Raw genomic sequence first — 25911 nt, 5'->3', positions numbered from 1 at the left:
GCCCTTCGTGGTGGCGGGGGACGCGATCGCGGCGCCGCTGGACGGGTTGGCTGGCGACCCCGCGCGGGGCGAGGCCGTCGTCCGGAACCGGGAGACGGCCAATTGCCTCATCTGCCACGCCATCCCCGGCACGGCGGAGCCCTTCATGGGCGATGTCGGCCCGCCGCTCGCGGGCGTCGGCAGCCGCCTGTCGCCGGGGCAGGTGCGGCTGCGGCTGGTGGACCCCACGCGCGTGAACCCCGGCGCGATCATGCCCGCCTACCACCGGACCGAGGGGCTCCGTCGGGTGGACCCGCGCTACCGCGGCGAGCCCGTGCTGAGCGCGCAGGAGGTGGAGGACGTCGTCGCCTACCTCGCCGGACTGAAGGAGTGACGCGATGAGTGCCCTTTCCCGCCGCGCCGTGCTGGCCCTGCCGCCCGCGATGGGCGCGGCGGCCGCGCGTGCCCAGGGCGCGCCCCCGGCCGCGGCGCCGTCGGTGCTGACCGAGGTGCAGAGCGCGGAGAGCTTCGCTGCGGCCGAGCGCGCCATCCTCGCGGGCCGGGTGCCGGTCGAGGGCGGGATCGCGCTCGAGGTGCCGCCGCTGTCGGAGAACGGCAACTCCGTGGAACTGTCGGTCGCGGCCGAGAGCCCGATGACGGCGGAGGACCACGTCACGGCGATCCACGTCCTGTCCGAGAAGAACCCCTTCCCGCGCGTCGCGACCTTCCACCTGACGCCGCGGTCCGGCCGCGCTGAGGTCTCGACGCGGGTCCGGCTGGCGACGAGCCAGACGCTCGTTGCCCTCGCCGAGACGAGCCGCGGGACGGTCCACCGCGTCGGCCGCAACGTGATCGTCATCCTCGGCGCCTGCGTGGAAACGGGCTGACCATGCGCACTGTCCCCATCACCGCCCGGATCACCATGCCCGCCTCCGCGCGGAAGGGAGAGGTCGTGACCGTGCGCGTGCTGGTCCGCCACCCGATGGAGCGCGCGGCCAACGCGCCGGGGGTGGCGCCGACGCCGCGTCGGATCCTGCACGCGTTCCGGGTGACCTATGGCGGGGAGGAGGTGTTCCGCATGGACCTCTCCCCGGGCGTCACCGCCAACCCCTATGTCGAGTTCACGACCGTCGCGACGGAGAGCGGCACCCTGGTCTTCGAGTGGCACGAGGACGGCGGCGCGATCTACCGCCGCGAGGCCCGGCTGGACGTGGCGTGACCGCGGGCCGCCGCGCGGCGCGCGCCCTCCTGCTCGCCCTGCCCTGGCTCGTGGCGGGGCTGCTGGCGGGGGCCGCCGAGATCCGCCCGACGCGCGACTACCTCTCGCCCGGGCTCCGCGACGCGCAGGAGGACCCCTCGCGCCATCCCGGCTGGCTCTGGGTGGAGGAGGGGGAGGCGCTGTGGCGGGAGGGCGCGCGGAGCTGCCAGTCCTGCCACGGCGACATCGCGGGCATGGCGGGCGTCGCCGCGCGCTACCCGGCGGTGGCGGAGGACGGCGCGTTGCTGAACCTGGAGGGGCGGATCGAGCGGTGCCGCGCGCGGCACCAGGGCGCGCCCGCCTTCGGCTACGAGAGCGAGCCGCTCCTCGCCCTGACCGCCGCGGTCGCGCTGCGCTCCCACGGGCAGCCCGTCGCGGTGGAGACGGGCGGGGCCGCCGCGCCCTTCCTCGAGGAGGGGCGCCGCTTCTACGAGGCGCGGCAGGGCCAGCTGAACCTGTCCTGCGGGCAGTGCCACGACGACAACGCCGGGCGGCGCCTGCGGGGCGACGTCATCTCGAACGGGCTCGGCACGGGCTACCCGGCCTATCGCCTCGACTGGAACACGCTTGGCTCGCTGCACCGGCGGTTGCGGGCCTGCTCGCTCGGCGTGCGGGCGGAGCAACTGCCGCTCGGCGCGCCCGAGTACCTGGCGCTGGAGCTGTTCCTGGCGAGCCGCGCGGCGGGGCTGCCCATCGAGGCGCCGGGCCTGCGCCGATGAGGGGAGGGAGGACGTCGATGGGGTGGCAGCGCGCGATCCGGGGAGGGGGCCTCGCGGGCGCCGCGGTCCTGGCGGCGCTGGCGGGCGCGGCGCCGGCCCGGTCCCAGCCGGCGCCGCTGGTCGCGCAGGGCTGCCTCGGCTGCCACGGGCCGGGCGGCGCGGGCAGCGGGAGCGTCCCGGGCCTGGCCGGGCGGGACCGGGCCGAGCTGGCCGCGGCCATGGCGGCCTTCCGCGCGAACGAGCGGCCGGCGACGATCATGAACCGCATCGCGCGGGGCTACACCGAGGCGGAGACGGCGGCCGCCCTCGACCACTTCGCGCGGCGGCCGTGAGGAGGCGCGCGTGACGGCCCTCCGGCGCCGCGCCCTCCTCTCGGCCGCGGCGGCGCTCTCCGTCCCGGCGCTGGCGCGCGCGCAGGGGGCGGCGCGGCTGCTGGTGATCGGCGGCGGCTTCGGGGGCGCCTCGGCCGCGGGCTTCGCGCGCCGGAACCACCCCTGGCTCGACGTCGCGCTCGTCGAGCCGCAGCCGCGCTTCGTCACCTGCCCCTACGCCAACCTCGTCCTCGCCGGCGAGCGGCGGATGGAGGAGATCACCCACGGCTATGACGGCCTGCGCGCGCGCGGGGTGCGGGTGATCCAGGACCGGGCGGAGGAGATCGACCCCGTCGCGCGCCGGGTGCGGCTGCGCGGGGGCGAGACGCTATCCTACGACCGGCTGATCCTCTCGCCGGGCATCGCGATCCGCTTCGGCGCGCTCGAGGGCTACGACGAGGCGGCGTCCCGAGTGATGCCGCACGCCTGGATCGCGGGCGACGGCGCCCAGACGCGGCTGCTGCGGCGGCAGCTCGAGGCGATGCCGGACGGGGGCGTCGTCGGGCTTGCCATTCCCGCCAACCCCTTTCGCTGCCCGCCCGGCCCCTACGAGCGGATCAGCCTGATCGCGCACTACCTCAAGCGCCACAAGCCGCGCTCCAAGATCCTCGCCCTCGACGCGAAGGACGCCTTCAGCAAGCAGGCGCTGTTCCAGGACGGCTGGAACGCGCTCTATCCCGGCATGATCGAGTGGGTGCCCCTGGCGGATGACGGGCGCGTCGTGCGGGTGGACGCGCGCGAGGGGGTGCTGGAAACGGAGTTCGGCACGCGGCACCGGGTGGACGTGGGCAACGTCATCCCGCCGCAGTCGGCGGCGCGCATCGCCGTTGCCTCGGGCCTGACGGACGCGACGGGATGGGTTCCCGTCGACACCCGGACCTTCGAGGCGCGGGCGGCGCCGGGGGTGCACGTGGTCGGCGACGCGAACATCCCGGGGCCGATGCCGAAGTCGGGCTTCGTCGCGAGCTCGACGGCCAAGCAGGCCGTCGCCAGCGCCGCCGCGCTGCTGCGCGGGGAGGCGGTGCCGGAGGCGCCCTACTTCAACACCTGCTACTCCCATGTCGGGGCGGATTACGGGATTTCCGTCGTGAACGTCTTCCGCCCGAACGCGGAGGGGACGGCGATCGCCGAGGTGCCGAACTCGGGCGGCGTGTCGCCGCGCGGCGACCTGCCCGAGCAGCGCCGGCTGGAGGCGCGCTACGCCGACGACTGGTACGCGAGCATCACGGCCGACCTGTTCGGCTGAGCCCCCGCGGGCGGGCGGCCCGGCCCGTCAGAGGCCGGACTGGATGTTCCGGGCGCGGATCACCTCGGCCCAGGTCTCCGTCTCCCGCCGGATGCGCTCGCCGAAGGCGGCGAGCCCCTCGTCGGTGACGGTCAGCCCCTGGGCCTCGAGGGCCGCGCGCGTGGCGGGGGCGTGCAGCACGGCGCGGATCGCCTCGAAGAGCGCCGCCTGGGTCGCCGCCGGGGTCGCCCGCGGCGCCATCAGCCCGTACCAAGAGGTGATGTCGAAGCCGCCGACGCCGAGCTCCTCCAGCGTCGGGATCTCCGGCGCGGCGGGGGCGCGGGCGGCGGTGGTGAGGGCGAGGGCGCGCACCTGCCCCCCGCGGATCGCCGCCAGCGTCGCCGGCAGGTTGGTGAAGAGAAGCTGCACGTTGCCGGCGATCACGTCCGTCAGCGCCTGGCTGGAGCCCTTGTAGGGCACGTGCAGCATCGGCATGCCCGTGCGCTGCGCGAGAAGCTCGCCCGCCAGGTGGAGCTGGCTGCCGACGCCGGGGGAGGCGTAGGTCAGGCCGTCGCGCTGCGTGCGGGCGTAGGCGACCAGCTCGGGGATGCTGCGCACGGGAAGGTCGTTGGCGCAGACGATGACGTTGGGCGCGGTCGCGAGGAGGCTGATCGGCGCGAAGTCCCGCTCCACGACGAAGGGCAGGTTGCCCATCAGCGTGGGGTTGATCGTCAGGTTGCCGGCGGGCACCAGCAACAGCGTGTGGCCGTCCGGCGCCGCGCGGCGCACCGCGTCGATTCCGATGTTGCCCTGGGCGCCGACCCGGTTGTCCACCACCGCCGGCTGGCCGCCCCCCGCCTGGACCCCCTGGGCAATGACGCGCGCCAGCACGTCCACCGGCCCGCCCGGCGTGAAGGGGGCGACGATCGTGACGGGGCGCGACGGCCAGGCGTCGGCGGCGCGCGCGCGGCCGGAGAGGGCGAGGAGGCCGAGCGCGAGGGCGCGGCGCCCGAGGGCGGGCTGGGCGGGGATCATGGGGACCTCATCGGGCAGGGGGCGTGTTCCGGGAGGGGTTGCAAGGAGGATGCCCCTTGCCCGGCCTCAGGCGGGGCGGGCGCCGAGGGCGGCCGAGATGCGGGCGGCGGTGGCCATCACGTCCCTCGCCAGGGGGCCGCGCAGCTCCTCCTCCGAGGTGAGGAAGGCGACGGTCGAGATATTGATAGCGGCGACGGTCGCGCCCGTCACGTCGCGGACGGGGGCAGCGACGCTGGCGACGCCGGCCTCGTAGCCCGCCACATGGGCGGCGAAGCCAGCGTCGCGGTCGAGCTCCGCCTGGGCGAGGAGGGCGGGGAGGGTGGTCGGCGTGCGCGCGCCGTGCGGCTCCAGCGGCGCGCCCGCGAAGAGGTCCCGCAGCGCGGCCGGGGCGAGGGCGGCCAGCAGCACGCGGCCCATGCTGGTGGCATGGGCCGGTAGGCGCGTGCCCACCTGCACCACGCTCGACAGCGACCCGCGCGTGGGGAGCCGCGCCAGGTAGACGACCTCCCGCCCCTCCAGCACGCCGAGATGGGCGGACCAGCCCGTGCGGTCGCGCAGGGCCTCCAGCTGCGGCCGCGCCACCTCCAGCAGGTCGCGCGAGGCGAGGTAGCCGTAGCCGAGGCGCAGCACCTGCGGCCCGAGGGCGTAGGTGCGCGTGTGCGGGTCGTAGGCGAGGAAGCCGAGCTGGTCGAGCGTGTAGGCGATGCGGAACACGGCGGAGCGGGTAACACCGACGGCCTGGCCCAACTCGGTGAGCGTCATCCGCCGCTGCTCCGGCGTGAAGGCCAGCAGCGCCTGCAGCCCGCGCTGCAGCCCGGGGACGATGTAGCGGTCGTCAACCGGGACCGCCTCTTGCCCGTCGGTTGGTTGTTTACCCATAAAACAGCACCTAGCATCCAAAACGGGCGGGGGATAGTCCTGGCGCGCCGGCGATGGGCCGGAGACCGCCGGAGAGCGCCCGATGAACGTCCTCGCCCCCGTTCCCTCCTCCCTGGAGGCCGAGCTGCGCGCCCATGTGGGCCGCCACGTCGCCAAGACCTTCGATTGGGACGCCTTCCCCAGCAACCGCGGCTTCCCCGACCTGGAGCGCGCGCAGATGCGCTACATCGGCGCCGGCGGGTCGCCGAAGGTGGGCGACAGCTCCACGCTGAAGCCGGAGCACTTCACCCTCAGCCTCATCTACAAGCACGTCGGCAAGTACGCGGCCTGCCACGCGCACGAGATCGAGGAGAGCTTCCTGATCATCGACGGCGTGCTGACCGTCGGCTGGGAGAGGGACGGCGAGGTGGTCGAGGTGAAGCTCGGCCCGAAGGACATGATCCTGAACGCCCGCGACATCGGGCACGGTTTCCGCAACGACGGGATCGAGCCCGTGCTGATGTCCATCAGCGTCGATGTCGGCAAGCCGCTGCCGCCGCGCTACCTCTACCACCCGAAGAACACGGCGCCCGAGCTCGCGCGGAGCTTCGGCGCGCAGCCGGGCCGGACCATCGCCTTCAGCCCGACCGGTGAGCACCCGCTGGCCCAGCACATGGCGCGCTACGTCATCCGCCACAGCGAGCAGCCGACGCTGTGGGACGGGGCGGGCTTCACGCGCAAGGTCTATGTCGGGCCGGGCGGCATCGAGAGCGACACCTGCCGGAAGGAGATGCTGGGCGTGCCCGTGGGCGTCGGCGTGAAGCCTTACGCCCGCGAGGTGGAGGACGCCTTCCTGGTGCTGGAGGGAAGCCTGACAGTGGGCTGGGAGGACGAGGCGGGGAACGGCGTCGAGGTCGAGCTCGGCCCGCGGGACCTCGTGCTGAACCCGGCGGGGCGCCGCCACTGGTTCCGCAACAACAGCGCCGGCCCCGTGACGGTGTGGCAGGTGATCGGCACCGCCGAGCCCGAGACGGTGCGCTTCGAGGCCGCCTAGCCGGAGGCGGGCCGGGCGCCCCGCTGGCCCATCCTCCGGCCCCTGGGAAGAGGGGGCCGGGTATGCGATAGCGGGCCGTGGATCACCGGGACGGGGCACGGGCTTGGCTACGCATGTCGACGCGCATTGCCCGGGCGGCCCGCCGGCCGGGATGGGAGCCCCGACCAGGGCGGCGCGCGATGGCGCCTAGCCGGGCCCGTCCTGGCGCCACGACGGGTGAGGCGCCGGCGGGCCGCTTCGACCTCCTCGACCACCCGATGTTCTTCCTGGCGCATATCCTCACCCGCTTCGACGGCAACGTCGTCGCGGAGCTCCGCCGCCACGGGTTCAGCCAGTCGGACTGGCGCGTGATCTCGACGCTCCAGTACGCGGACGACCTCACCCTGACGGAGCTCGCGCGCATCACGACGCTCGAGCGGTCCTTCGTCGGGCGCGTGGTCGGCACGCTGGAGGAGCGCGGCCTGGTGCGGCGGACCTCGCCGGCGGATGACCGCCGGACGACGCGGGTGCGTCTGACCGACAAAGGCCGGCGGAGCTTCGCCGAGGTGCTGCTGCCCGCGACCGCCGCGCAGATCGCGAACGCCTTCGAGGGGATCGGCGAGGAGGAGCGGGGGCTCTTCTTCGTGGTCCTGCGGAAGATGATGCGGAACGTCTACCACGTCGCCCAGGAGGCGACGCCGATCCTCGACTGAGCGCGCTAGCGGAGCTCCCGCAGCCAGCGCACCGCCTCGGGCGCGGCGCTCGCCGGCCAGAGGACCTTCACGACGCCGTCCGCGCGGTGCAGCTCGACGTAGATGTCGGTCGGCAGCCGCCGCTCGCCGAGGGGGGCAGCCGGCGCGGCGGCGCCGACGAGGCGCTGCCACCAGCGCGCCCGCGCCGGGCCATGCGAGGGGTCGGGCGATGCTGGTCCCGGGGGAGGCGCGGGAGGGGGAACGGCTTCGTCGGCAGGGGGGAGGGCCTTAACCGCCGCGGGGGCCGGCGCGCCCGCCGCCTCGGCGTCGTGCCGCGCCGCGGCCGCGAAGTTCGCGCCGAACTCGTCCCACATCCGGTCGGCCTTCGTCGCCATCATGCCGAGGCCGAAGGAGCCGAGCCGGCCGAGCACCTCGGCCTTCACCCTCACGCGGAGCTCCGTCTGCCCGTCGCCGAGGTCGGTCAGGAACAGCTCGCTTTCCTGGCGCATCGAGCTGGCGACGGACGCGTCCTCTCCCGTGCCCTCGATGCGCAGGTAGCCGGGCGCGCGCGCCTCCAGTATCCGGGTCCGGACCTTGAAGCGGGCGGCGACGAAGGAGATCTTCACCGTGATCTCCGCCAGGTACTCGGTGCCGCTCAGCACCTCGACCGCGCCGGTGCCGGGGACGCAGCCGGCCATGACCCGGGGGTCCAGCAGGAGGTCCCAGACGCGCGCGATGGGCGCGGCGACGGTGAGCGTCTTCTCAAGTTCCACGCATCTTCTCCGCGGCGGCCATGATCGATTCCACGATGCCGACATAGCCGGTGCAGCGGCAGAGGTTACCGCTCAGCCCCGCGCGGACCTCCGCCTCCGTCGGGCTCGGCGTCTCGTGCAGGATCGCGATGGCGGCCATGAGCATGCCCGGCGTGCAGTAGCCGCACTGGAAGCCGCCGTGCTCGGCGAAGGCCTCCTGCAGCGGGTGCAGGTCCTCCCCGGCGGCGAGCCCCTCCACCGTGGTGACCTCGTGGCCGTCGGCCTGCACCGCGAGGGAGAGGCAGGACTTGACGACCTCGCCGTCGAGCAGCACCGAGCAGGCGCCGCAGACGCCCGTCTCGCAGCCGCGCTTCGTGCCAGTCAGGAAGAGGTCGTCGCGGAGGAAGTCCGCCAGAAGCCGCCGCGCCGGCACTTCCGCCCGCTGCGCCACGCCGTTGACGATCACCTCGATCGGGATGCGGCTCATGCGACCTCCCGGCCTTCCATGCCCGGCGGCATCAGGCGCTCGATCGAGCGGCGCGCCATGACGCGCAGCATGTCGCGGCGGAAGGCGGCCGTGCCGCGGAGGTCGGAGAGGGGCTCGACCGCATCCGCCACAATGTCGGCGGCCTCGCGCGCCACGGCCGCCGTCACCGCGCGGCCCGCGAGGAAGGCCTCGGCGGCGGCGACGCGGGTCGGCACGACGGTCGTCGCCCCCACCACCAGCCGCGCCTCCGCCACGGTATCCCCGTCGCGCCGGGCGAGGAGGGTGAGGTTGATGAGGGGGCGGTGCTCGGCCGCGGTGCGGTGGAAGCGGGCGTGGTGGCCGAGGTCGAAGCGCGGCGGCGGGAGGCGGATCCCGGTGAGGATCTCGTCCGGATGCAGCGCGGTGGTGAAGTAGTCGACGAGGAACTCCGTGACCGGCAGGGACCGGTCGCCGCGCGCGCTGCCGAGCACCAGGCGGGCGTCGAGCGCGGCGAGGCAGGTCGGGGGATCGGTGGTGGGGTCGGCGTAGCAGAGGTTGCCGCCGAGGGTCCCCTGGTTCCGGACCTGGGGATCCGCGAGCCGCCCCGCCATGTCCGCGAGCACGGGGTAGTGCGCCCGGACCACGGCCGAGCGCGCGAGGGCGCTGTGCGTCGTCAGCGCGCCGATGCGGAGCCCGTCGCGCGGGTCGTAGGTGATGCCGCGCAGGCCGCCCACCCGCGCGAGGGAGACGAGATGCGTCGGCGCCACCATGCGCTGGCGCAGCGCGAGCAGGAGCGCCGTCCCGCCCGCGATCAGGCGGCCGCCCTCGCCAAGCTCGGCGAGGAGCGCGCTCGCCTCGGCCACCGTCTCGGGCCGGAGGTAGTCGACGTCACGCATGGGAGGCACCCGGCGCGGCGTCCGCCGACGCGCGGGCGCGCAGCCCCGCGAGGATCTTCTCCGGCGTGATCGGCAGCTCGCGGATGCGCACCCCCACGGCGTCGTGCACCGCGTTGGCGATCGCCGCCGCGCCCGGAAGCATCGCGGTCTCGCTCGCCCCCTTCGCGCCGTAGGGACCGTTGGGCTCCATGGATTCGACGATCTCGGACCGGATATGCGGCAGGGATCCGGCGGTGGGCATGGTGTAGTCGGCGAGATTGCCGTTCAGGAGCCGGCAGTCCTCGAACTTCATCTCCTCGTAGAGCGCCCAGCCGATGCCCATGGCGGCCGCCCCGCAGGTCTGCCCGTGCACCGCCAGCGGGTTGAGCGCCCGGCCGCAGTCGTCGGAGACCACGGTCGCGAGGATCTCGACCTGGCCGGTCTCGGTGTCGACCTCGACCTCGACGGCCTGCGCGGCGAAGGAGTAGCCGGGGGCGACGTTGCCGTACTGGTCGGGCCGCGACATGGCGAGGAAGGTCGGCGGGTCGTAGGTCGCGGTGACCCGCAGCTCTTCGCCGCCGTGCCGGTAGAGGTGCAGGCGCGAGAGCTCGCCGAAGGTCAGCCGGCGGTTCGGCGAGGTGGAGGTCGCGTAAATCTCGCCGCCCGCGATGGTGAGGTCGCCCTCGGGCACGCCGAGCACCTCGGAGGCCAGGGCGAGCAGCCGGCCCCGGATCGCGCGCCCGGCGCGGATCGCCGCGTTGCCCGCGAGGATGGTGACGCGGGACGCGATGGAGCCGTGGCCGTAGGGCGAGAGGTCCGTGTCCGTCGGCAGCACCGTGACGCGCGAGACGGGGATCCCCAGCTCGCTCGCGCAGCACTGGGCGAGCATCGTGTAGGCGCCCTGGCCCATGTCGGACTCGCCGGTCGACAGGGTGACGCGGCCATCCGCCGTCACGCGGGCGGTGACGATCGAGCCGTCCCAGTTGCCCATCTCGCGGTTGCCGCTCACGTGGATCGCCCCCGCGAAGCCGATCCCCCGGCGCTTCGTGCCGCGGTCCCGCGGGCGCTCCCGCTTGGCGGCCCAGCCGATGGCCTCGCTCACCTGGTCGAAGCACTCGGCGAGGCCCGCGCTGCCAAGCTCGAAGCCGTGCACGCTGGTGTCGCCGGCTCGCACGGCGTTCCGCTTCATGAAGTCGACGGAATCGATGCCCAGGGCCTGCGCCATCTCCGTCATGTGGCTGTTCAGCGCGAAGGCCGCCTGCGGTCCGCCGAAGCCGCGGACGGCGCCGCGGGGCGGGTGGTTGGTGAAGGCGAGGCGGCCGTTCGAGCGGACGTTCCTCAGGTGGCGGTGCATGTTGTCGCTCCGCACGAGCGACACCTGCAGCACATGGGTCGCGAGCCCCTCGTAGGCCCCGCAATCGGCGAGGATGCGGACCTCCTTGGCAATGATGTGGCCCTCCGCGTCGACGCCCATCCGGAGCGTGATGCGCTCGGCCGGGCTCGACCGGGCGCCGAGGAAGTCGTCGAGCCGGCTGTTCACGAAGCTGACGGGCCGCCCCAGCCGGTGCGCCATCCAGGCGCAGATGAGGCTGTTGCACTCCTCCACGACCTTCCCACCGAAGGCGCCGCCGACGGTCGCCTGGATGACGCGGACCGCGGAGACGGGCAGGCCGAGGGCGTCGGCGTAGCGGTTGCGCTGGAGGAACACCGACTGGGTGGAGGTGCGCACGACGAGGCGCCCGTCGCCGTCCACCCAGGCCACGGTCGCCATCGGCTCCAGGTAGCCCGGGTACTGCGGCGTCGTCTCGTAGGTGGCCTCGTGCACCAGGGCGGCGCCGGCGAAGGCGGCGTCGACGTCGCCGCGCTCCACGTTGTACTCGATGGAGAGGTTGCCGGTGTTCTCGTGGACCTCTGCGGCGCCGGGCCGCAGCGCCTCGTCCATGCTGCGGACCAGCGGCAGCGGCTCGTACGCGACGCGCACGAGGTCCAGCGCGTCCCGCGCCGTCTCCTCGTCGATCGCCGCGACCGCGACCACCTCCTCGCCGACGAAGCGCACCTTGGAGGTCGCGAGGATGCGGTGCTGCTTGCGGTGGACGCCCGTGAGCCGGTCCGGCGTGTCCTCGCCGCAGAGGACGGCGTGGACGCCCGGCAGCGCGCGGGCGGCGGCGGTGTCGACGGAGACGATCCGCGCGTGGGCGTGGGGGCTGCGCAGCACCTTGAGGTGCAGCATGCCCGGCATCTTGAAGTCGGCGGCGTAGAGCGCGCGCCCCGTCAGCTTCTCGCGCGCGTTGAGCGGGGGCGTCGGCCGTCCGATCGTCGAGGCCGCGCCGTCAAGCCGGGCTTCTGTCGTCATGGTCGCCTTCGTCCGGGCCGTTCGCGGCAGCGGGCATCCAACATCGGGGCGCCGCGCGACGCGGCCACTCTAGGTGCCGCCCCCCGGAGCGGCAAGGAGAAACGTGCTTAGGCACGCTCCTGGGCGGCGCGGCCGTCCCGCCGCGTCACCCCGGCTGGGCGACGGCGCCGTCCGGCCGGTAGGACATGGCGTAGGTCGCGTAGTCCGCGGGGTCGCGCCCGTAGAGGGTGACGGAGGCGCCGCCACCGGCGCGGCCGGTGAAGCGCGCGCCCGAGGCGCCGTCGCGGCCCTCGAAGTCGAGGTCGCCGGTGAAGCGGAGCTCGACCTGGCCGCCGCCCTCGAGCGCGAAGCCGTCCGGCCGCGGGCGCACCACCTGGCCGGAGGCGACGTCGCGGAAGCCGTCCGGCAGGGGCTCGATCGCGAAGCTCTCGCCGGTGCCGAGGGCGTGGACGAGGAGCGGGCAGCGGCCCGCGCGGTGGCGGTGCGCCACCACGGCCGCGATGCGCCGCGTGTCCGGATCCATCCCCGCCTCCTCGCTGCCCCGCGCAGCTCGGCCGCTCACCCCTTGCCGGCGGCGCGGAGTTCGGTGAGCTGCCTGCGCGTGACCTGCGCGAGGTAGCGCCGCAGCCGGATGAGGCCGGCGTCGTGCTGGTAGAGCATCTCGTGCTTCTCGAGCCCCGGCTTGCAGCCCGCCAGCATCTCGCGGTCCTGCTCGAGCACCGCCCAGTGCCGCGGCTCCATGCGCGTCCGGTAGAGGAAGCGCCAGACGTCGCGCTGCCAGCCCTGCACCTTCCGGCAGCGCCAGAAGAAGCTCGCGGTGTTGTTCTCGTCGATCGGGGTCGCGAAGCCGATGATGGCGAAGTTGCCGCCGGGGCCGCCGGAGGGCGGGTAGGGGATCTCGAGCCGGACGTAGAGCGCGCCGTCGTCGACGAGCTCGGACCAGTCGAAGTTCACATCGCGCTGGCCCTCCTTCTCGAAGAAGAAGCCGGTGGGCGTGTCGCGCGTGACGAAGTGCGCCTGCGTGTCGCCCTGGTACATCGTGTGCGAGTTGGCGTGCAGGAAGGTCCCGTGCATCGGGTCCATGGCGTTGTCGAGGGAGTAGCGCCAGTACATCTCCCAGTCAGCGTAGCAGACGAAGCGCTCCCATTCCGGCGCGGCGAGCTGGGGCGGGGGCACGAAGTCGGGCGCCTCCTCGTGCAGGGCGTCGCCGAACCAGACGAAGACGGCGCCGGCCACCTCCACGGAGGGGTAGGTCTTGACGGCCTTCTTGCCCTCCAGCGGGCAGCCGGGCTGGCCGGGGACGGCGAGGACGGTGCCGTCCGGCCCCACCTCGACGCCGTGGTAGTTGCAGCGGAGCCGGTCGCCCTCGTTCTGCCCGCGGGAGAGCGGGACGGCGCGGTGCGGGCAGCGGTCGACCTGCACGTGGATGCCGCCCGCGGCGTCGCGCCAGAGGACGAGGGGCTCGCCGAGCCGCGTGAGGCCGACGGGCTTCTCGCCCGCCTTGACGAAGCGGGAGGGCAGGACGGGCCACCAGCGGTTGCGGACGCCGAGCTTCAGGGCCTCGCGGATCTCGAGGTCGGTCACGGGGTTCGGCGGGGCCGGTTCCGTGCCGCGCGGGGCGGGGCGGGCGGCGGCGGGGGAGAGGGTGGTCGCGCTCATCGGGCTAGGCTCCCAGCTCGTGCATCGTGGCCTGGAAGTTCTCGGGGGTCCATTCGCCGCCCGCCCTCGGGCGCACGCGCGAGCGGTTCAGGGCCGCGACGAGGTCCTCGAGCTCCCAGTTGCCCTTGGCGAAGGCGGCCTCGATGGCGTCCGCCAGGCTGCCCTCCCACTCGGTCGGCAGGCGGTTGATGGATTGCCGCTCCTCAAGGTGCGGGAAGCGATAGGTGTCGTTCACGATGCCTTCCTCTCCTGCCGAAGCAAACCTTCGTCCGGTCCGCGCGGGCGGGCCGGGAAGCGGGGCGGCGCGCGGCGGCCGGTGCCGCGCGGTTCGCCGGGACGCGCCGTCACAGGTCGAGCACCAGCCGGGGCGATGCCGCGCGGGAGACGCAGGTCATCATCGTCGCGTTCGCCGCCCGCTCGGAGGCGGAGAGGATGCTGTCGCGGTGGTCCACCTCCCCCTCCAGCACCGCCACCTCGCAGGTGCCGCAGACCCCCTGCTCGCAGGAGCAGGGCACCGCGAGGCCCGCGTCGTTCAGCACGGCGAGCACGCTTCGCTCGGGCGGCACGGCGAGGGTGAGGCCGGAGCGGACGCACTCCACCTCGAAGGTGCCGGAGACCTCGCCCTCGGGGCGCGAGCGCGCGGTGAACCACTCGAAGCGGACGCTGCCCTCGGGCCAGTGGGCCGTCGCCTCCTCCACCGCCAGCATCAGCCGCTCCGGGCCGCAGCAGTAAAGGAGGGTGTCGGCGGGGGCGTCGCGCAGCCGCCCGGCCACGTCCAGGCGGGTGCCCTCCTCGCTGGCGTGGACGGAGACCTCGCCGCCGAGGGCGCGGGCCTCGCGGATGAAGGGGGCCTCGGCGCTGCGGGGCGCGCAGAGGAGAAGGGTCCAGGGCGTCCCGGCCCGCGTCGCCGCGCGCATCATCGGCAGCAGCGGGGTGATGCCGATCCCGCCGGCGACGAAGAGGTAGCGTGCCGCGGGCTCGAAGGCGAAGTTGTTGCGCGGTGCCCCCAGCGTGACGACCACGCCCGGGCGGAGCTCCCCGCGGTGCACGAAGCGGGAGGCGCGCCCGCCCTTCACGTCGCGCACGGCGATCCGGTAGGTGGTTCGGTCCGCGGGGTCGCCGCAGAGGGAGTACTGGCGGACGGTGCCGTCCGGCAGGTGGACGTCGAGGTGCGAGCCCGGCTCGAAGGGCGGCAGCTCGCCGCCGTCCTCCGCCTCGAAGTCGAGGGCGAGGACGCCGGGGGCGACGTAGGTCACGCGGCGCAGCAGGGCGGGGAAGGTCCGCGCGGCGGCGGCGGAGATGGCGTTCATGCGCCGGCCCCCGCCTTGGCCCAGACCCTGGGGCGGCGCGCGCCGGCGGTGCGTGGGACGGGGGACCGGCAGGTTTCCGTTCGCGCCATCAGAGCACCACCGGGGCCACGCGGTTGAGCACCTCGCGCGCGACGCTGTAGCCCGCGCCGAGCGAGGTCTTGGGGTTGGCGGCGGAGGGCCGTCCCTCCAGCCGGATCGTGAAGTTCACCGCGGCCGAGCGGACGACGAGCTCGTGCTGGTTCCGGGCGATGCCGGGGTCGGCCACGAGGCGGACCCGCGTCGCGTCGAACCCCGCGCCCGCCAGCGCGACCGTGGCCGCGACGTTGGCGTTCTGCGGGTAGTCGCGCGCGGCGTCCCGCGCGCTGCCCTCGAAGAAGGTGGCCGGCTCCGTCAGGCCGCCGAGGTCCAGCAGCCCCTCCGCGCGGGTGCCGGCCCAGGCGCGGGGCGGCTTGCGGCCGATGTAGGAGACCTCCTCCAGGCCGGAGGCGCGGGCCGCGGCCAGGACGTCGATCCCGCCGATCGCGCCGGCGGGCAGGACGAGCCGCGCGCCGCCCTCCCGCGCCGCCGCCCGGAGGCGGTCGTGCAGGGCGGGGTCCGCGAGGGCGCCGACGGAGACGACGACGAGGTCCCGGCCGGCGCGCAGCACGGCCTCGGCGTAGGCGCGCACGGCGCCGTGGCCGGCGCACTCGAGCACGAGGTCCGGGGCCTGCGCGAGGAAGGGCTCGAGGGCGGCGTGGACGCGGCGCTCCGCGGCCAGGCCGCCGGCGCCGGCCAGCAGCGCCTCGCCCTCCACCTCGCGCCCGGGCCGGACGAGGAGGTCGAGGGAGCGGAGCGGCGCCGGGAGCTCCGCCGAGAGCGCCGAGAGGACCGTGGAGGCGATCCCCCCGGCCCCGATGATGCCGAGGCGCAGCATCTCAGCGCACGCTCCCCGCGGCGCCGGCGGGGGGACCGGCGAAGCTCTCGGCGAAAGGGCCGATGGCGGCCATGTCCACTTCCAGCACGCAGGGGCCCTCCTGCGCGAGGGCGCGGTCCAGCGCGGCCTCGAAGGCGCCGATGTCGGAGACCTTCTCGTGCGGGAGGCGGAGGCTCCGGCAGAGGGTGCCGAAGTCAGGGGTCAGCAGGTCGGCGTAGTGGCGGCGGCCGCCGTACTGCGCGTCCTGGATGTTGCGGATCACGCCGTAGCCGCCGTCGTTCATGAGGATGAACACGGCGTCGGCGCCCGTGTCGGCCGCCGTCGCGAGCTCGCCGATCATCAGCATGGCGCCGCCGTCGCCGACGAGGGCGATTGTCTTCGCCTCGCCCGCCATGGCAGCGCCGATGGCCATGGCGATGCCCTGGCCGATGCCGCCGCCGAGCGCGTGCACGCCGAGATGCGGCGCGGCCAGGTGGACGTAGCGGTTGCCGAAGGTGGAGTTGGAGAGGGTCACGTCGCGCACGAAGGGGTGCCGCCCGGCGGGCACGCGGGCCAGCAGCGCGTCCGCCACCACCTGGTAGGGGCCGAGCGCCGAGCGCAGCGCGCCCTCGGACTGGGCGCGGGCGATGGCGACGTCGTGCAGGAAGGCGGCGTCGGTGGCAAGCGACGTCGGCAGGCGGGCCAGCAGCCCCTCCAGCGCCAGGCGGGCGTCGCCGGCGATGAACATGTCCACGGGGTAGTTGCGCCCGGCCTGGGAGGGCTCGGCGTCCACCTGCACCAGCGGCCGAGGCAGGGGCATGGCGTTGTTGCGCGTCTCGTTCCCGCGCAGGCGGGAGCCGAGGACGACCATCAGGTCCGCGCGGTCGTAGAGGGCCTGGGCGGCGGGCGTCATGTTGAAGGCGCCGAGCGACCAGGGATGGTCCTCCGGCACCACGGCGCGGCCCTGTGTGCTGGTGACGGCGGCCACGCCGCGGTTCACCAGCGCCGTCGCCGCCTCCGACGCGCCGCGCGCGCCGCCGCCGAGCCAGAGCATCGGCCGTTCGGCCCGGAGGATCGCCTCCGCCAGGGCGTCGAGCTGCGCGGGGTCGGGCGGCTGGGGCGCGACGTGGAGGCGGGCGGGCCGGGCACGGCCGGGCACCTTGGCGCGCTGCAGGTCCACGGGGAACTCGATGCTCACCGGCCCCGTGGGGGCGGTGAGGGCGGCGCGGGCGGCGGCGAGCAGCGTGTCCACCGCGCCGGAGGGCTCCCAGACGCGGAAATAGGCCTTGCTGATCGCCTTCAGCATCTCGGGCTGGCGCGGCACGTCGTGGATGGCGGCGCGATCGCGGTCCATGAAGGCGCGGTCGATGGTGGTGGTGATGTGCAGGAGCGGGGTGCCCGCCGTCAGCGCCTCCACCTGGCTGCCCGCCGCGTTGCCGGCGCCGGTGCCGGTGGAGGTGATGACGACCCCGAGCCCGCGCGAGACGCGGGCGAAGGCGTCGGCCATGTTCATCGCCCCCGCCTCGCCGCGCGCGGGCACGAAGCGGATGCGGCCCTGGCGCGCGATGGCGTCGAGGATCGGCATGTTGTGGATGGAGATGACGCCGAAGGCGGTGGTGACGCCGAGATCGGCGAGCGCGCGCGCGACGAGGTCGCCCACCGGCTCCTCGGTCGTCGTCGGGGCGGCAAGCGGGAGGTGGTCCATGCGGGCTCTCGTCAGATGTGCCGCGACACGCCGCCGGAAACCTCCAGGCTGGCGCCGGTGACGTAGCTCGCCGCCGGCGAGCCGAGGAAGAGGATGGCGCGCGCGGGCTCCTCCGGGCGGCCGAGGCGGGCGAGGGGAATGCCCTTCTTCGCGGCGAGCGCGCCGAACCAGGCCTCGCGCGTCTGGGCCCGGTCCTCGCGCGCCTTGTAGCGGCGCTGCCACTGGCCGGAATCCACCAGGCCGAGCAGGACGGAGTTCACGCGGATGCGCGGCGCGAACTCCGTCGCGAGGGACTTGAGCAGGCTCTGCACGCCGGCGCGGGCGGCGGAGGTGCAGACCATGTGCGCCTCGGGCTGCAGCGCGAGAAGGGAGTTCACGCCGACGATGGCCGGCGCCGCGGCCCGCTCCAGCAGCGAGCGGAAGGCGTGCAGCGCGTGGATCTGGGAGAAGAACTTCAGCTCCAGCTCCTCCCGCCAGGCGGCCTCGGTCGTCTCCGCGAAGGTCGAGACGCGGCCCTGGCCGGCGTTGTTCACGAGGAGGTCCAGCGCCCCGCCGCCCCATTCGGCGACGGCGGCCGCGAAGTCCTGCACCTGCGCGCGGTCGAGCACGTCGCACCGGCGCGCCAGGACGTCGCCGCCGAGCGCGGCGCGCGCGGCCTCCAGCCGGCCGGCGTCGCGCCCGCAGACGGCGACACGCGCCCCCTCCTCGAGCAGCAGCCGCGCGGTCGCGAGGCCGATGCCGGAGGTGCCGCCGGTCACGACCGCGACGCGGCCCGCGTAGCCGAGGTCCACCGCTCAGCCCGCCGTCGGCCAGCCGGCGTCGGGGCGGCCGGCCATGACGGTGCGCATGGCCGGCGTCGGCGGGCCGGCGGTCATCCAGGTGTCCATCTTCTCCGGCACGTCGCGCGGCCAGACCTCGGGCTGGTGCGTCGCCTCCTCCACCTTGTGCACCTCGGAGGTGAACTCGATGACGAAGCCGGAGGGCGAGACGAAATAGGCGAAGGGGTTGTTGCCCGGGCCGTGGCGGCCGGGTCCCCAGGCCGGCGACTGCCCGGCCACGCGCATGCGCCCGATCCCCCGCATGAAGCTGTCGATGGAGGGCATCTCGAAGGCGACGTGGTTCACGGAGGCGTACTGCGCGCGGTTCAGGGCGATGGAGTGGTGGTCGCTGAACGCGGCGTCGGTGGCGGCGCGGAGGAAGATCATCATGTCCGCGGAGTAGTCGGTGACGCGGAAGCCGAGATGCTCGCGGTACCAGCCGCTGAGCGCCTCCATCCCCGGCGTGTTCAGCACGACGTGGGAGACCTTGCGCGGCATGGCGCGGCTGTCGTCGGTGTCGGCGTGGCGGGCGACGTCGGCGGAGAAGCGCAGGCGGCGGCCCTCGGGGTCGAGCGCGGTGAAGCCGTAGCCGCCGCCGGGGGTGGCGAGCTCGGCGGGGGCGCCGCCGAGGGCGATGCCCGCGGCCGCGAGCTGGGCGTGGAGCGCGTCCACGCGGGCGCGGCTGTTCAGGCCGAAATGGATGTAGTCGATGCCGAAGGTGGCGTCCCCCCGCAGGGCGTAGATCCACTGCTCCGCGCCGGTGCCGCGGAAGTAGACCGTGCCGTCGTTGCCCTGGGCCACCGCGCGCAGGCCCCAGCTCTTCTCGTAGAAGTCGCGGGTCGCGGTCACGCCCGGCGCGCGCATGGCGATCCCGCGCATGAAATCGACCGTGGCCGTCTCGCTCATGCCACCACCTTCAGCTTCGTTGGGTTAGGGAGGGCTGCCGGGCCGGGCCAGCCGAGCCGGCGGGAGATCTCCTCCGCCGTCTCGCGCACGAGGCCGCCGATGCGCTCGCGCCGCGCCGGGCCGTCGAAGGCCGCGGTCTGGCCGCTGACGTTGAGCGCGGCGACGGGCGTGCCGGCGGCGTCGAGGATGGCCGCGGCGACGGAGCTGATGCCGGCCTCGAAGAAGCCGTCGCTCCAGGCCAGGCCCTCGGCGCGGTCCGCGTCGAGGCGGGCGCGGAGCTGCTCGAGGGTCACGGGCGTCTGGGCCGTGCTCGCGGGCAGGGGGGCGTGGGCGAAGATCTCCTCCACCCGCGCGGCGGGCAGGTGGGCGAGGATGATGCGGCCCATGTTCGCGGCGTGCGCGGGAAGGCGGCTGCCGATGCGGATGTTGCTGACGTAGCGCCCGTTCTCCGGCGTGCGGCGGACGACGTAGACGATCTCCGTGCGGTCCAGGACCCCGAGATGGGCGGAGAGGTCGAGCTGGTCGGCGAGGCGGCCGATGGCCGGGGCGGCGGTCTGCACCAGGTCCTGCGAGAAGAAGGCCTGGGCGGCGATGCCGATGAGGCCGAGGCCGATGCGCCAGCCGCCCTGGGGCGCGGCCTCGATGAAGCGCTCCGCCTCAAGCGTGGTCAGCAGCCGCAGCAGGGTCGTGCGGTTGATGCCGAGCGCGCGCGCCGTGGCGGCCATGTTGGTGACCCGGTCCCCCTCCGCGATGTGGCGCAGGAGAAGCGCCGCGCGCTGCACGGGCGGCGAGAGGTAGGCGTGGGCGTCGGCCTCCGGCTCAGGCAAGGATCGTCTCCGCGAGAAGGGCCGCGACCTCGGCGGGGAATTCCTGCGGCAGGGCGTGGCCGGCCGCCGGGAACTCCGCGAGGCGGATCGGGTTCGGGAGCGCGGCGTGCAGGCGGCGGGCGTTGTCGGGCGGCGTCACGACGTCCTCCAGCCCGGTCGCGACGAGGACGGGCATGGCGAGCCGCGCGGCGTCCGCCAGCAGGTCCCCGGCGCCGAGGGCGTGGACGGCCTGGGCGTAGCCCGCGGGGTCGACGGCGGCCATGGCGCGGCGCACGCCCTCCAGCACCGCCGGGCGGCTGGGCGCGTCGTGGACGAGGCGGGCGGCCCGGCGCTCGGCGAAGGCCGTTGGGCCGAGGGCGCTCAGGTCGTCGATCCGCGCCTGCACGGCCGGCGGCAGCGGGCCGGCCGTGACGCCGTAGCCGAGGGCGGGCGACATCAGCGCGAGACGCGCGACACGCGCCGGATGGCGGGCGGCGAAGCGGGCGGCGAAGAGGCAGCCGAGCGAATGGCCGGCAAGGACGATGCGGTCGAGCCCCAACGCGTCCAGCAGCCGCGCCAGCGCGGCGGCGTAGTCGCCCGGCGTCGGCGCGGCGGGCGCGACCGGGGCGGAGCCGCCGTAGCCCGGCGCGTTCCAGGCCCAGAGGGCGCGGCCCTCCGGCAGGGCGCCCATCAGCGGCCGCCAGCTCTCCGCGTTGCTGCCGATGCCGTGCAGCAGCACCAGCGGCGGGACCGCGTCCGGGCCGGAACGGTGCAGCAGGGCGATGCCGGCGGCCTCGAGGCGGGCGCTCACGTGAAGACGAAGCCCGCGCCCACGGGAAGCACTTGGCCGGTGAGGGCGAGGGCGCCGGGGGTGAGGAGGAAGACCACCGTGTCCGTGATGTCCTCGGGCACCTGGGGGCCGGGGACGGCGCGGCCGGTCTCGTAGAGGCGGTGGCGCTCGGCGGGGACGTACTCCGTCGCCTCGTTGCGCATGATGCCCGGCGCGACGCAGGCGATGGCGATGCCGCGCGGGCCGAGCTCCCGGGAGAGCGACCGCGTCATGGAGATCACCGCGCCCTTGCTGGCCGTGTAGGCGAGGAGGCGCGGCGCGCCCCAGAGGGCGGTGTCGGAGGCGATGTTGACGATCCGCCCGGCGCCCATCAGCGGGACGACCGCGCGGGTGACGAGCCACGTGCCGCGCACGTTCACGCGCATCACCCGGTCCCAGGTCTCGATCTCGATCGCGTCGAATTCCGGGCCGCCGATGCCGGTTGCGATGGCGGCGTTGTTGACGAGCCCGTCCACGCGCCCCTCATGCGCCGCGATGTCGGCGGCGAAGGCCGCGACGCTGCCCGGCTCCGCCAGGTCCAGCGGCACGGCGCGGGCCGCGTGGCCGGCGGCGACCAGCGCGGCGGTCGTCTCCGCGAGCGGGTCCGCCAGGATGTCGGCCAGCACGAGGCGCGCGCCGGCGGCGGCGCAGGCGAGCGCGATGGCCCGCCCCACGCCCCGCGCTGCGCCCGTGACCACCACGGTGCGGCCGGCCAGAAGATTCCCCACCGCGCTCACGCGGCCCGCTTCCAACAGGCACCCCGCGTCGCAGCCGCGTGGTCAACTTGTTCATATTCGAACCAAGTGTTCATGAATGGAAGATGGCGGCGCGGGTTCGGCTTGTCAAAGGCAATCTGTTTCCGAGCGAGCGCCGTTCCCGCCGGGCCGGGTATCGCCTTTCCTTGCTGGCCGGGAAAAATCCGGCTTGACCTTGCGGGGGCTCTTCTCACACCCTTCGGGCAATTCGAACACACTGTTCAAATAAGAACGGGAGCGCGTTGTCATCCGGTCCGTCGCACGGCGGTGGACGCTCGCCGCGCCGCGCGGGGGCGGCCACGGCTCACGCTGAACCTCTTATCCGCCCACCTGGGAAGGCTGTTCATGAAGAACCTCGGACGACGCGCCCTCACCCTCACCCTCGGCCTCGCCGCCGGCCTGGCCGCTCCCGCCGTCGCGCAGCCCGTGCGGCCCGTCACCTTCGTCGTCGCCTACCCGCCGGGCGGGGACACCGACGCGCTGGCGCGGCTCTTCGCCGACCGGCTGACGCCCCGCCTGGGCCGGCAGGTGATCGTGGAGAACCGGTCCGGGGCGAGCGGCGCCGTCGGCACCCAGTACGTCGCCCGCGTCCCGCCCGACGGGTCGGTCCTGCTCTTCGCCCCCTCGACCTTCCCGATCGCGCCGCTCGTCCTCAAGCAAGGGGTCAACTACAACCCCGTGGGCGACTTCACGCCGGTCCACATGATCGCGACGAACCCGATCGTCCTCGTGGCCAGCAAGCAGAGCGGCATCCGTTCGCTGGCCGACGTCGTCGCGCAGGCGAAGGCGGGGCAGCTCGTCGGCTACGGCTCGCCCGGGTCCGGGTCGCCGATGCACATCTACGCCGAGATGTTCAACCACCTCGCGAAGCTGCAGCTCACCGAGATCTCCTACCGCGGCGTCGCGCCGGTGGTGAACGACCTGCTCTCCGGCTCCCTGGGGGTCGGGCTGGTGACGATCGGCGCCGTCTACGACCACTTCAACGCGGGAACGCTCGTCCCCGTCGCGGTCTCCGAGGCGGCGCGCAGCCCGGTGCTTCCCAACGTGCCCACCTACAAGGAATCGGGCTACGACTTGGACGTGACGACCTGGTGGGGGCTCTTCGGCCCGCGCGGCCTGCCCGCGCCGATGGTTGATGCGATGAACGCCCACATGAACGACGTGCTGGCGATGCCGGACGTGCAGGAGCGCCTGGCCGCCTTCGGCGGCGTGCCGGCGGGCGGGCCGCCGTCGCGGCTCGCCGAGGTCAACCGCGCGGATTTTGAGCGCTTCGGCCGCGTAGTGCGCGAGCTGAACATCCGCGTGGAATAGGCGGTGCGGCCAGCCGGCGCCGGGTCACGCCGGGGCCGGCGCGGCCCGCACCTGCCCGGCCGCGGCCGCGTTGAGGCGCGCGAGCGTGGCCGGCACTTCGGTCGCGAGGCAGGGGCGGCTGAACAGATAGCCCTGCGCCTCCGTGCAGCCGTTGCGGGCCAGGGCGCGGAACTGCTCCTCGGTCTCGACCCCCTCGGCCGTGGTGGTCATGTCGAGACCCGCGCAGAGGCCGGTCACCGCGCTCACGATGACCTCGCTCTGGCGCGAATGGTCGAGGCCGCGGGTGAAGCAGCGGTCGATCTTCACCTTGTCGAAGGGGAAGCGCTGAAGGTAGCTCAGTGAGGAGTAGCCCGTCCCGAAGTCGTCGAGGGCAATCCGCACGCCGAGCGCCTTCAGCCGGTGCAGGGTGGCCAGCGTGGACTCGGTGTCCTGCAGCATGACGGTCTCGGTGATCTCGAGCTCGAGCCGCCCGGGCGCGAGGCCCGAGGCCTCCAGCGCCGCGGCCACCGCCTCCACCAGGCCGCGGTTGGCGAACTGGACGGCGGAGAGGTTGACCGCGACCTTGGGCGCCCCGCGCCAGGTCACCGCCTCGGCGCAGGCCTGGGCTAGGACCCACTCGCCGAGCGGCACGATGAGCCCGATCTCCTCGCAGAGCGGGATGAAGGCGTCCGGCGGCACGAGGCCGCGCACCGGGTGGCGCCACCGCACCAGGGCCTCGAGGCCGCTGACCCGCCGAGAGCCGACGCCGATGATGGGCTGGTAGTGGACCTCGAACTCGCCCATGGCGAGGGCGTGGCGCAGGTCGGTCTCGAGGGCGCGGCGCATCTGCATGCGGGCGTCCATCTCGGGCTCGAAGAAGCGCCACCGCCCGCGCCCGTCCGCCTTGGCGCAGTAGAGGGCCATGTCGGCGGCCTTGAGCAGCACGTCGGCGTCGAGGCCGTCGCCGGGGGCGACCGCGATGCCGATGCTCGTCCCGATGACGACCTGGTGGCCGTCGACCTCGAAGGGCTGGCCGACCACCTCGACCAGCCGCCGCGCGAGGGAGGTGGCCTCGGCGGGCTGGTCGACGTCGGCGAGGACGATGGCGAACTCGTCGCCGCCGAGGCGGGCCAGCGTGTCGGTCCCGCGCACGGCCGCCTTCAGCCTCTCCGTGACGGCGCGCAGCAGGCTGTCGCCGACGGGATGGCCGAGGCTGTCGTTCACCTCCTTGAAGCGGTCGAGGTCGAGGCAGACCACGGCGAAGCCCTCGCCCCGCCGCGCGCGCGCCAGGGCCGCGTCCAGCCGCTCGCGGAGGAGGAGGCGGTTCGGCAGGCCGGTGAGGGCGTCGTGGTGGGCGAGGTGGGCGATCCGCGCCTCCGCCTCGCGCCGCTCGGTCACGTCGATGACCGCGCCGACGGCCGAGAGCGGGCGGCCCTCGCCGTCGTACTCGAGGCGAACGCGCGCCTCGACGTGGCGCACCTCGCCGTCCGAGGCCCGGCGGATCCGGTACTCGACCGCGCCCTCGGCCTCCCGGGCGGCGACCCCGCGGTCGATCGCGGCGCGCAGCCCCTCGGCATCCTCCGGCAGCACGGGGGCGAACCACTGCTCCTCGGTCAGGAGCCGCTCGACGGCGGGCAGGCCCAGCATGGCGCACATCTCCGGCCCGGACGCGACCGTGCCGGCGGCGATGTCGTGGCGGAAGCTGCCGATCCGGCCCACCTCCAGGCTCAGCCGCAGCAAGGCCTCGGCCTCGTGCCGCTCGGTCACGTCCTGCACGATGGAGACGAGGCGGACCGGCGCGCCCGCGGCGTCGCGCGCGACGACGGCGACGCTGAGTCGCGCCCAGACCATCGTGCCGTCGGGCCGCAGGTAGCGGGCCTCCATCTCCCAGTTGTCGCGGTCGCGCGCGGCCTCCCAGGTGCCGCGGATCCGTTCGCGCGCGTCCGGGTGGACGACGTCCATGGGGCCGAGCCCGCCGAGGAGCTCGGCCTCGCTCCGCCCCGTGATCTCGGCGTAGCGGCGGTTCACCCGGAGGAAGCGGCGCGTAGTCGCGTCGACCTCGGCGATGCCGGCCGTCCCGTTGTCGAAGATGGCGCGCAGCGAGGCCTCCCGCGCCGCGAGCAGCCGGGCGTCGCGCGCCTGCGCCTCGGCGGCGCCCGCCCGCGCCTCCGCCTCGCGTTGGGCGTCCTGCAGGCGGCGCACCGCCGCCCGCTGCCGGGCCTGGCGGTTGACCAGCAGCACGCCCGCGAGGATCAGGGTGTCCAGCACGGCCGCGCCGGCGCCCAGGCGCCGCGCCTCGCTTCGCCACGGCGCGAGGATCTGGTCGGTCGCGCGGCTCGCGACGACGACGAGGGGGTGGGAATCGAGCGCCCGCGCCGCGAGGACCCGTGCCTCGCCGTCGGCCCCGCCGGCGCTGCGCATCGTGCCGTCGCCGGCGCGCGGCAGGAGCGCGGTGAACACCTCGTCCCCCGCCATGGAGGTGCCAATCAGGCTCTCGGGCCAGGGATGCCCGGCCAGGAGGAGGCCGTCGCGGCGCGCGAGCTGGACCGAGCTGCCGGGCCCGAGCGTGAGGCGGCCGAAGATGCCCTCGAAGTAGTTGAGGTCGATGCCGGCGGCGACCACGCCGAGGAAGCGGCCGTCCGGCGCGTGCAGGCGGCGGGCCAGGAAGATGCTCCACTGGCCGTCCACCTGGTTGCGCGACGGCGCGCTGAGGAAGGTGTCGGGCGCCGAGTCGTTGCGCAGTGCGTCGAAGTAGTCGCGGCCGATGGAGTTGATCGACGGCGCGGGAAAGGAGGCGGTGTTCGCCGTGTTCCGCCCGTCGTGGTCGACGAGGAAGAAGCGGCTCACGCGCGGCAGGGCGGCGACGCGGCCGCGCAGCATCTCGTGCACCGCCCGCGTGGAGAGGCGGGGGTAGAACTCGGCGGGGTCGTCGACGCCCTCGGCGCGCATCCAGTCCGCGATCCCGGCCTCGAGCTGCTCGATCGTGCGGAAGCCGTCGCCGATCCAGGTGGCCAGCACGAGGGAGAGGTTCCGCACCTCCCGCTCCGCGTCGCGCAGCGCGGCCTCGCGCTGGTTGCCCAGGTAGCCGGCCGTCGCGAGGCCGATGGCGGCCGCGAGGAGGGCGCCGATGGCGGCCCGGTGGAAGGCCGCCCGGCGATCGTCGGCCTCGACGGGCGTGGCCGGCCCCGGTCCGCGGCGGCGCGCGCTCTCGGGCCATTTCAGGGCGGCGGCGACGAGGGAAAGCATGCGGCGGATCCGATCCCCGGCTGGCGGCGTCCTGCCCCGCCAGGGCCGGCGCCGGGCGGGCGGCACCGGGTTCTCACGG

At 74.7% G+C, this 25911-nt stretch carries 27 protein-coding genes; 9 read left to right on the top strand and 18 right to left on the bottom strand.

What is annotated here, in order from left to right:
* The first annotated feature begins 7 nt into the window (after positions 1 to 7).
* The 6 genes from soxX to EAH89_RS05540 are packed head-to-tail and all read left to right on the top strand — an operon-like array spanning position 8 to position 3573.
* Positions 8 to 373 carry a sulfur oxidation c-type cytochrome SoxX gene (gene soxX, locus EAH89_RS05565; protein WP_206667459.1) on the top strand — a complete coding sequence of 122 codons (366 nt, stop codon included), beginning with the start codon at positions 8 to 10 and terminating at the stop codon, positions 371 to 373.
* A gap of 4 nt (positions 374 to 377) precedes the next feature.
* Complete coding sequence (locus EAH89_RS05560) at positions 378 to 866, top strand: thiosulfate oxidation carrier protein SoxY (protein WP_140881799.1); 489 nt, start codon at positions 378 to 380, stop codon at positions 864 to 866.
* Positions 867 to 868: 2 nt separating this feature from the next.
* On the top strand, positions 869 to 1198 hold the full coding sequence (locus EAH89_RS05555) for a thiosulfate oxidation carrier complex protein SoxZ (protein WP_140881798.1): 330 nt from the start codon (positions 869 to 871) through the stop codon (positions 1196 to 1198).
* On the top strand, positions 1195 to 1956 hold the full coding sequence (gene soxA / locus EAH89_RS05550) for a sulfur oxidation c-type cytochrome SoxA (protein WP_140881797.1): 762 nt from the start codon (positions 1195 to 1197) through the stop codon (positions 1954 to 1956). The genes EAH89_RS05555 and soxA overlap by 4 nt, the downstream gene beginning before the upstream one ends.
* A gap of 17 nt (positions 1957 to 1973) precedes the next feature.
* Entirely contained in the window at positions 1974 to 2288 is a 315-nt protein-coding gene (locus tag EAH89_RS05545) for a c-type cytochrome (protein WP_140881796.1), read from the top strand.
* A 10-nt stretch (positions 2289 to 2298) separates the two neighbouring features.
* The gene (locus EAH89_RS05540; protein WP_140881795.1) at positions 2299 to 3573 is read left to right on the top strand and encodes an NAD(P)/FAD-dependent oxidoreductase; all 1275 of its coding nucleotides are present in this window, start codon (positions 2299 to 2301) and stop codon (positions 3571 to 3573) included.
* Positions 3574 to 3600: 27 nt separating this feature from the next.
* Here the strand turns inward: EAH89_RS05540 and EAH89_RS05535 are convergent, their stop codons facing one another.
* Together EAH89_RS05535 and EAH89_RS05530 are read right to left on the bottom strand one after the other, a co-directional pair.
* Positions 3601 to 4587 carry a Bug family tripartite tricarboxylate transporter substrate binding protein gene (locus EAH89_RS05535; protein ID WP_140881794.1) on the bottom strand — a complete coding sequence of 329 codons (987 nt, stop codon included), beginning with the start codon at positions 4585 to 4587 and terminating at the stop codon, positions 3601 to 3603.
* Between the two features lie 66 nt (positions 4588 to 4653).
* On the bottom strand, positions 4654 to 5466 hold the full coding sequence (locus EAH89_RS05530) for an IclR family transcriptional regulator (RefSeq protein ID WP_140881793.1): 813 nt from the start codon (positions 5464 to 5466) through the stop codon (positions 4654 to 4656).
* 82 nt (positions 5467 to 5548) lie between these two features.
* On the opposite strand from EAH89_RS05530, the gene EAH89_RS05525 reads away from it, so the two are divergent.
* Complete coding sequence (locus tag EAH89_RS05525; protein WP_140881792.1) at positions 5549 to 6499, top strand: cupin domain-containing protein; 951 nt, start codon at positions 5549 to 5551, stop codon at positions 6497 to 6499.
* Between the two features lie 179 nt (positions 6500 to 6678).
* Positions 6679 to 7191: a MarR family winged helix-turn-helix transcriptional regulator gene (locus EAH89_RS05520; RefSeq protein ID WP_161993488.1), complete on the top strand. Its 513-nt coding sequence runs from the start codon at positions 6679 to 6681 to the stop codon at positions 7189 to 7191.
* 5 nt (positions 7192 to 7196) lie between these two features.
* Here EAH89_RS05520 and EAH89_RS05515 read toward each other — a convergent pair whose 3' ends face one another.
* The 15 genes from EAH89_RS05515 to EAH89_RS05445 all read right to left on the bottom strand — a co-directional run bounded on the left by EAH89_RS05515 (position 7197) and on the right by EAH89_RS05445 (position 21278).
* Positions 7197 to 7943 carry a CoxG family protein gene (locus tag EAH89_RS05515; protein WP_140881790.1) on the bottom strand — a complete coding sequence of 249 codons (747 nt, stop codon included), beginning with the start codon at positions 7941 to 7943 and terminating at the stop codon, positions 7197 to 7199.
* The gene (locus EAH89_RS05510; RefSeq protein WP_140881789.1) at positions 7933 to 8409 is read right to left on the bottom strand and encodes a (2Fe-2S)-binding protein; all 477 of its coding nucleotides are present in this window, start codon (positions 8407 to 8409) and stop codon (positions 7933 to 7935) included. The genes EAH89_RS05515 and EAH89_RS05510 overlap by 11 nt, the downstream gene beginning before the upstream one ends.
* A complete protein-coding gene (locus EAH89_RS05505) occupies positions 8406 to 9284 on the bottom strand; it encodes an FAD binding domain-containing protein (RefSeq protein WP_140881788.1) in 879 nt (292 codons plus the stop codon). Before EAH89_RS05505 ends, EAH89_RS05510 begins: the two co-directional genes overlap by 4 nt.
* Positions 9277 to 11616 carry a xanthine dehydrogenase family protein molybdopterin-binding subunit gene (locus tag EAH89_RS05500; RefSeq protein ID WP_140881787.1) on the bottom strand — a complete coding sequence of 780 codons (2340 nt, stop codon included), beginning with the start codon at positions 11614 to 11616 and terminating at the stop codon, positions 9277 to 9279. The genes EAH89_RS05505 and EAH89_RS05500 overlap by 8 nt, the downstream gene beginning before the upstream one ends.
* 145 nt (positions 11617 to 11761) lie before the next feature.
* The gene (locus tag EAH89_RS05495) at positions 11762 to 12139 is read right to left on the bottom strand and encodes a hypothetical protein (RefSeq protein WP_140881786.1); all 378 of its coding nucleotides are present in this window, start codon (positions 12137 to 12139) and stop codon (positions 11762 to 11764) included.
* Between the two features lie 35 nt (positions 12140 to 12174).
* Positions 12175 to 13275 carry an aromatic ring-hydroxylating oxygenase subunit alpha gene (locus tag EAH89_RS05490; RefSeq protein WP_140881785.1) on the bottom strand — a complete coding sequence of 367 codons (1101 nt, stop codon included), beginning with the start codon at positions 13273 to 13275 and terminating at the stop codon, positions 12175 to 12177.
* 4 nt (positions 13276 to 13279) lie between these two features.
* Complete coding sequence (locus EAH89_RS05485) at positions 13280 to 13510, bottom strand: recombinase-like helix-turn-helix domain-containing protein (protein WP_206667458.1); 231 nt, start codon at positions 13508 to 13510, stop codon at positions 13280 to 13282.
* A gap of 109 nt (positions 13511 to 13619) precedes the next feature.
* On the bottom strand, positions 13620 to 14585 hold the full coding sequence (locus EAH89_RS05480; protein ID WP_140881784.1) for a PDR/VanB family oxidoreductase: 966 nt from the start codon (positions 14583 to 14585) through the stop codon (positions 13620 to 13622).
* An 88-nt stretch (positions 14586 to 14673) separates the two neighbouring features.
* On the bottom strand, positions 14674 to 15498 hold the full coding sequence (locus EAH89_RS05475; RefSeq protein WP_140881783.1) for an aspartate dehydrogenase: 825 nt from the start codon (positions 15496 to 15498) through the stop codon (positions 14674 to 14676).
* Between the two features lies 1 nt (position 15499).
* On the bottom strand, positions 15500 to 17182 hold the full coding sequence (locus tag EAH89_RS05470; protein ID WP_140881782.1) for a thiamine pyrophosphate-binding protein: 1683 nt from the start codon (positions 17180 to 17182) through the stop codon (positions 15500 to 15502).
* 11 nt (positions 17183 to 17193) lie between these two features.
* The gene (locus tag EAH89_RS05465; protein ID WP_140881781.1) at positions 17194 to 17973 is read right to left on the bottom strand and encodes an SDR family oxidoreductase; all 780 of its coding nucleotides are present in this window, start codon (positions 17971 to 17973) and stop codon (positions 17194 to 17196) included.
* 3 nt (positions 17974 to 17976) lie between these two features.
* A complete protein-coding gene (locus EAH89_RS05460) occupies positions 17977 to 18906 on the bottom strand; it encodes a VOC family protein (protein WP_140881780.1) in 930 nt (309 codons plus the stop codon).
* On the bottom strand, positions 18903 to 19733 hold the full coding sequence (locus EAH89_RS05455) for an IclR family transcriptional regulator (protein WP_140881779.1): 831 nt from the start codon (positions 19731 to 19733) through the stop codon (positions 18903 to 18905). The genes EAH89_RS05460 and EAH89_RS05455 overlap by 4 nt, the downstream gene beginning before the upstream one ends.
* Positions 19726 to 20523 carry an alpha/beta fold hydrolase gene (locus EAH89_RS05450; RefSeq protein WP_140881778.1) on the bottom strand — a complete coding sequence of 266 codons (798 nt, stop codon included), beginning with the start codon at positions 20521 to 20523 and terminating at the stop codon, positions 19726 to 19728. The genes EAH89_RS05455 and EAH89_RS05450 overlap by 8 nt, the downstream gene beginning before the upstream one ends.
* On the bottom strand, positions 20520 to 21278 hold the full coding sequence (locus tag EAH89_RS05445) for an SDR family oxidoreductase (RefSeq protein WP_206667457.1): 759 nt from the start codon (positions 21276 to 21278) through the stop codon (positions 20520 to 20522). The genes EAH89_RS05450 and EAH89_RS05445 overlap by 4 nt, the downstream gene beginning before the upstream one ends.
* Positions 21279 to 21641: 363 nt before the next feature.
* Between EAH89_RS05445 and EAH89_RS05440 the strand changes: the two genes are divergently transcribed.
* Entirely contained in the window at positions 21642 to 22607 is a 966-nt protein-coding gene (locus tag EAH89_RS05440) for a Bug family tripartite tricarboxylate transporter substrate binding protein (RefSeq protein ID WP_140881777.1), read from the top strand.
* Between the two features lie 24 nt (positions 22608 to 22631).
* Here the strand turns inward: EAH89_RS05440 and EAH89_RS05435 are convergent, their stop codons facing one another.
* Entirely contained in the window at positions 22632 to 25832 is a 3201-nt protein-coding gene (locus tag EAH89_RS05435; RefSeq protein ID WP_140881776.1) for a bifunctional diguanylate cyclase/phosphodiesterase, read from the bottom strand.
* Between the last annotated feature and the right edge of the window lie 79 nt (positions 25833 to 25911).

The sequence above is a fragment of the Muricoccus nepalensis genome (genome assembly GCF_006438825.1).
Lineage (GTDB): Bacteria > Pseudomonadota > Alphaproteobacteria > Acetobacterales > Acetobacteraceae > Roseomonas > Roseomonas nepalensis.
The sequence above is the reverse complement of the archived record's forward strand: the minus strand, read 5'-3'. Positions and strand labels throughout refer to the sequence as shown.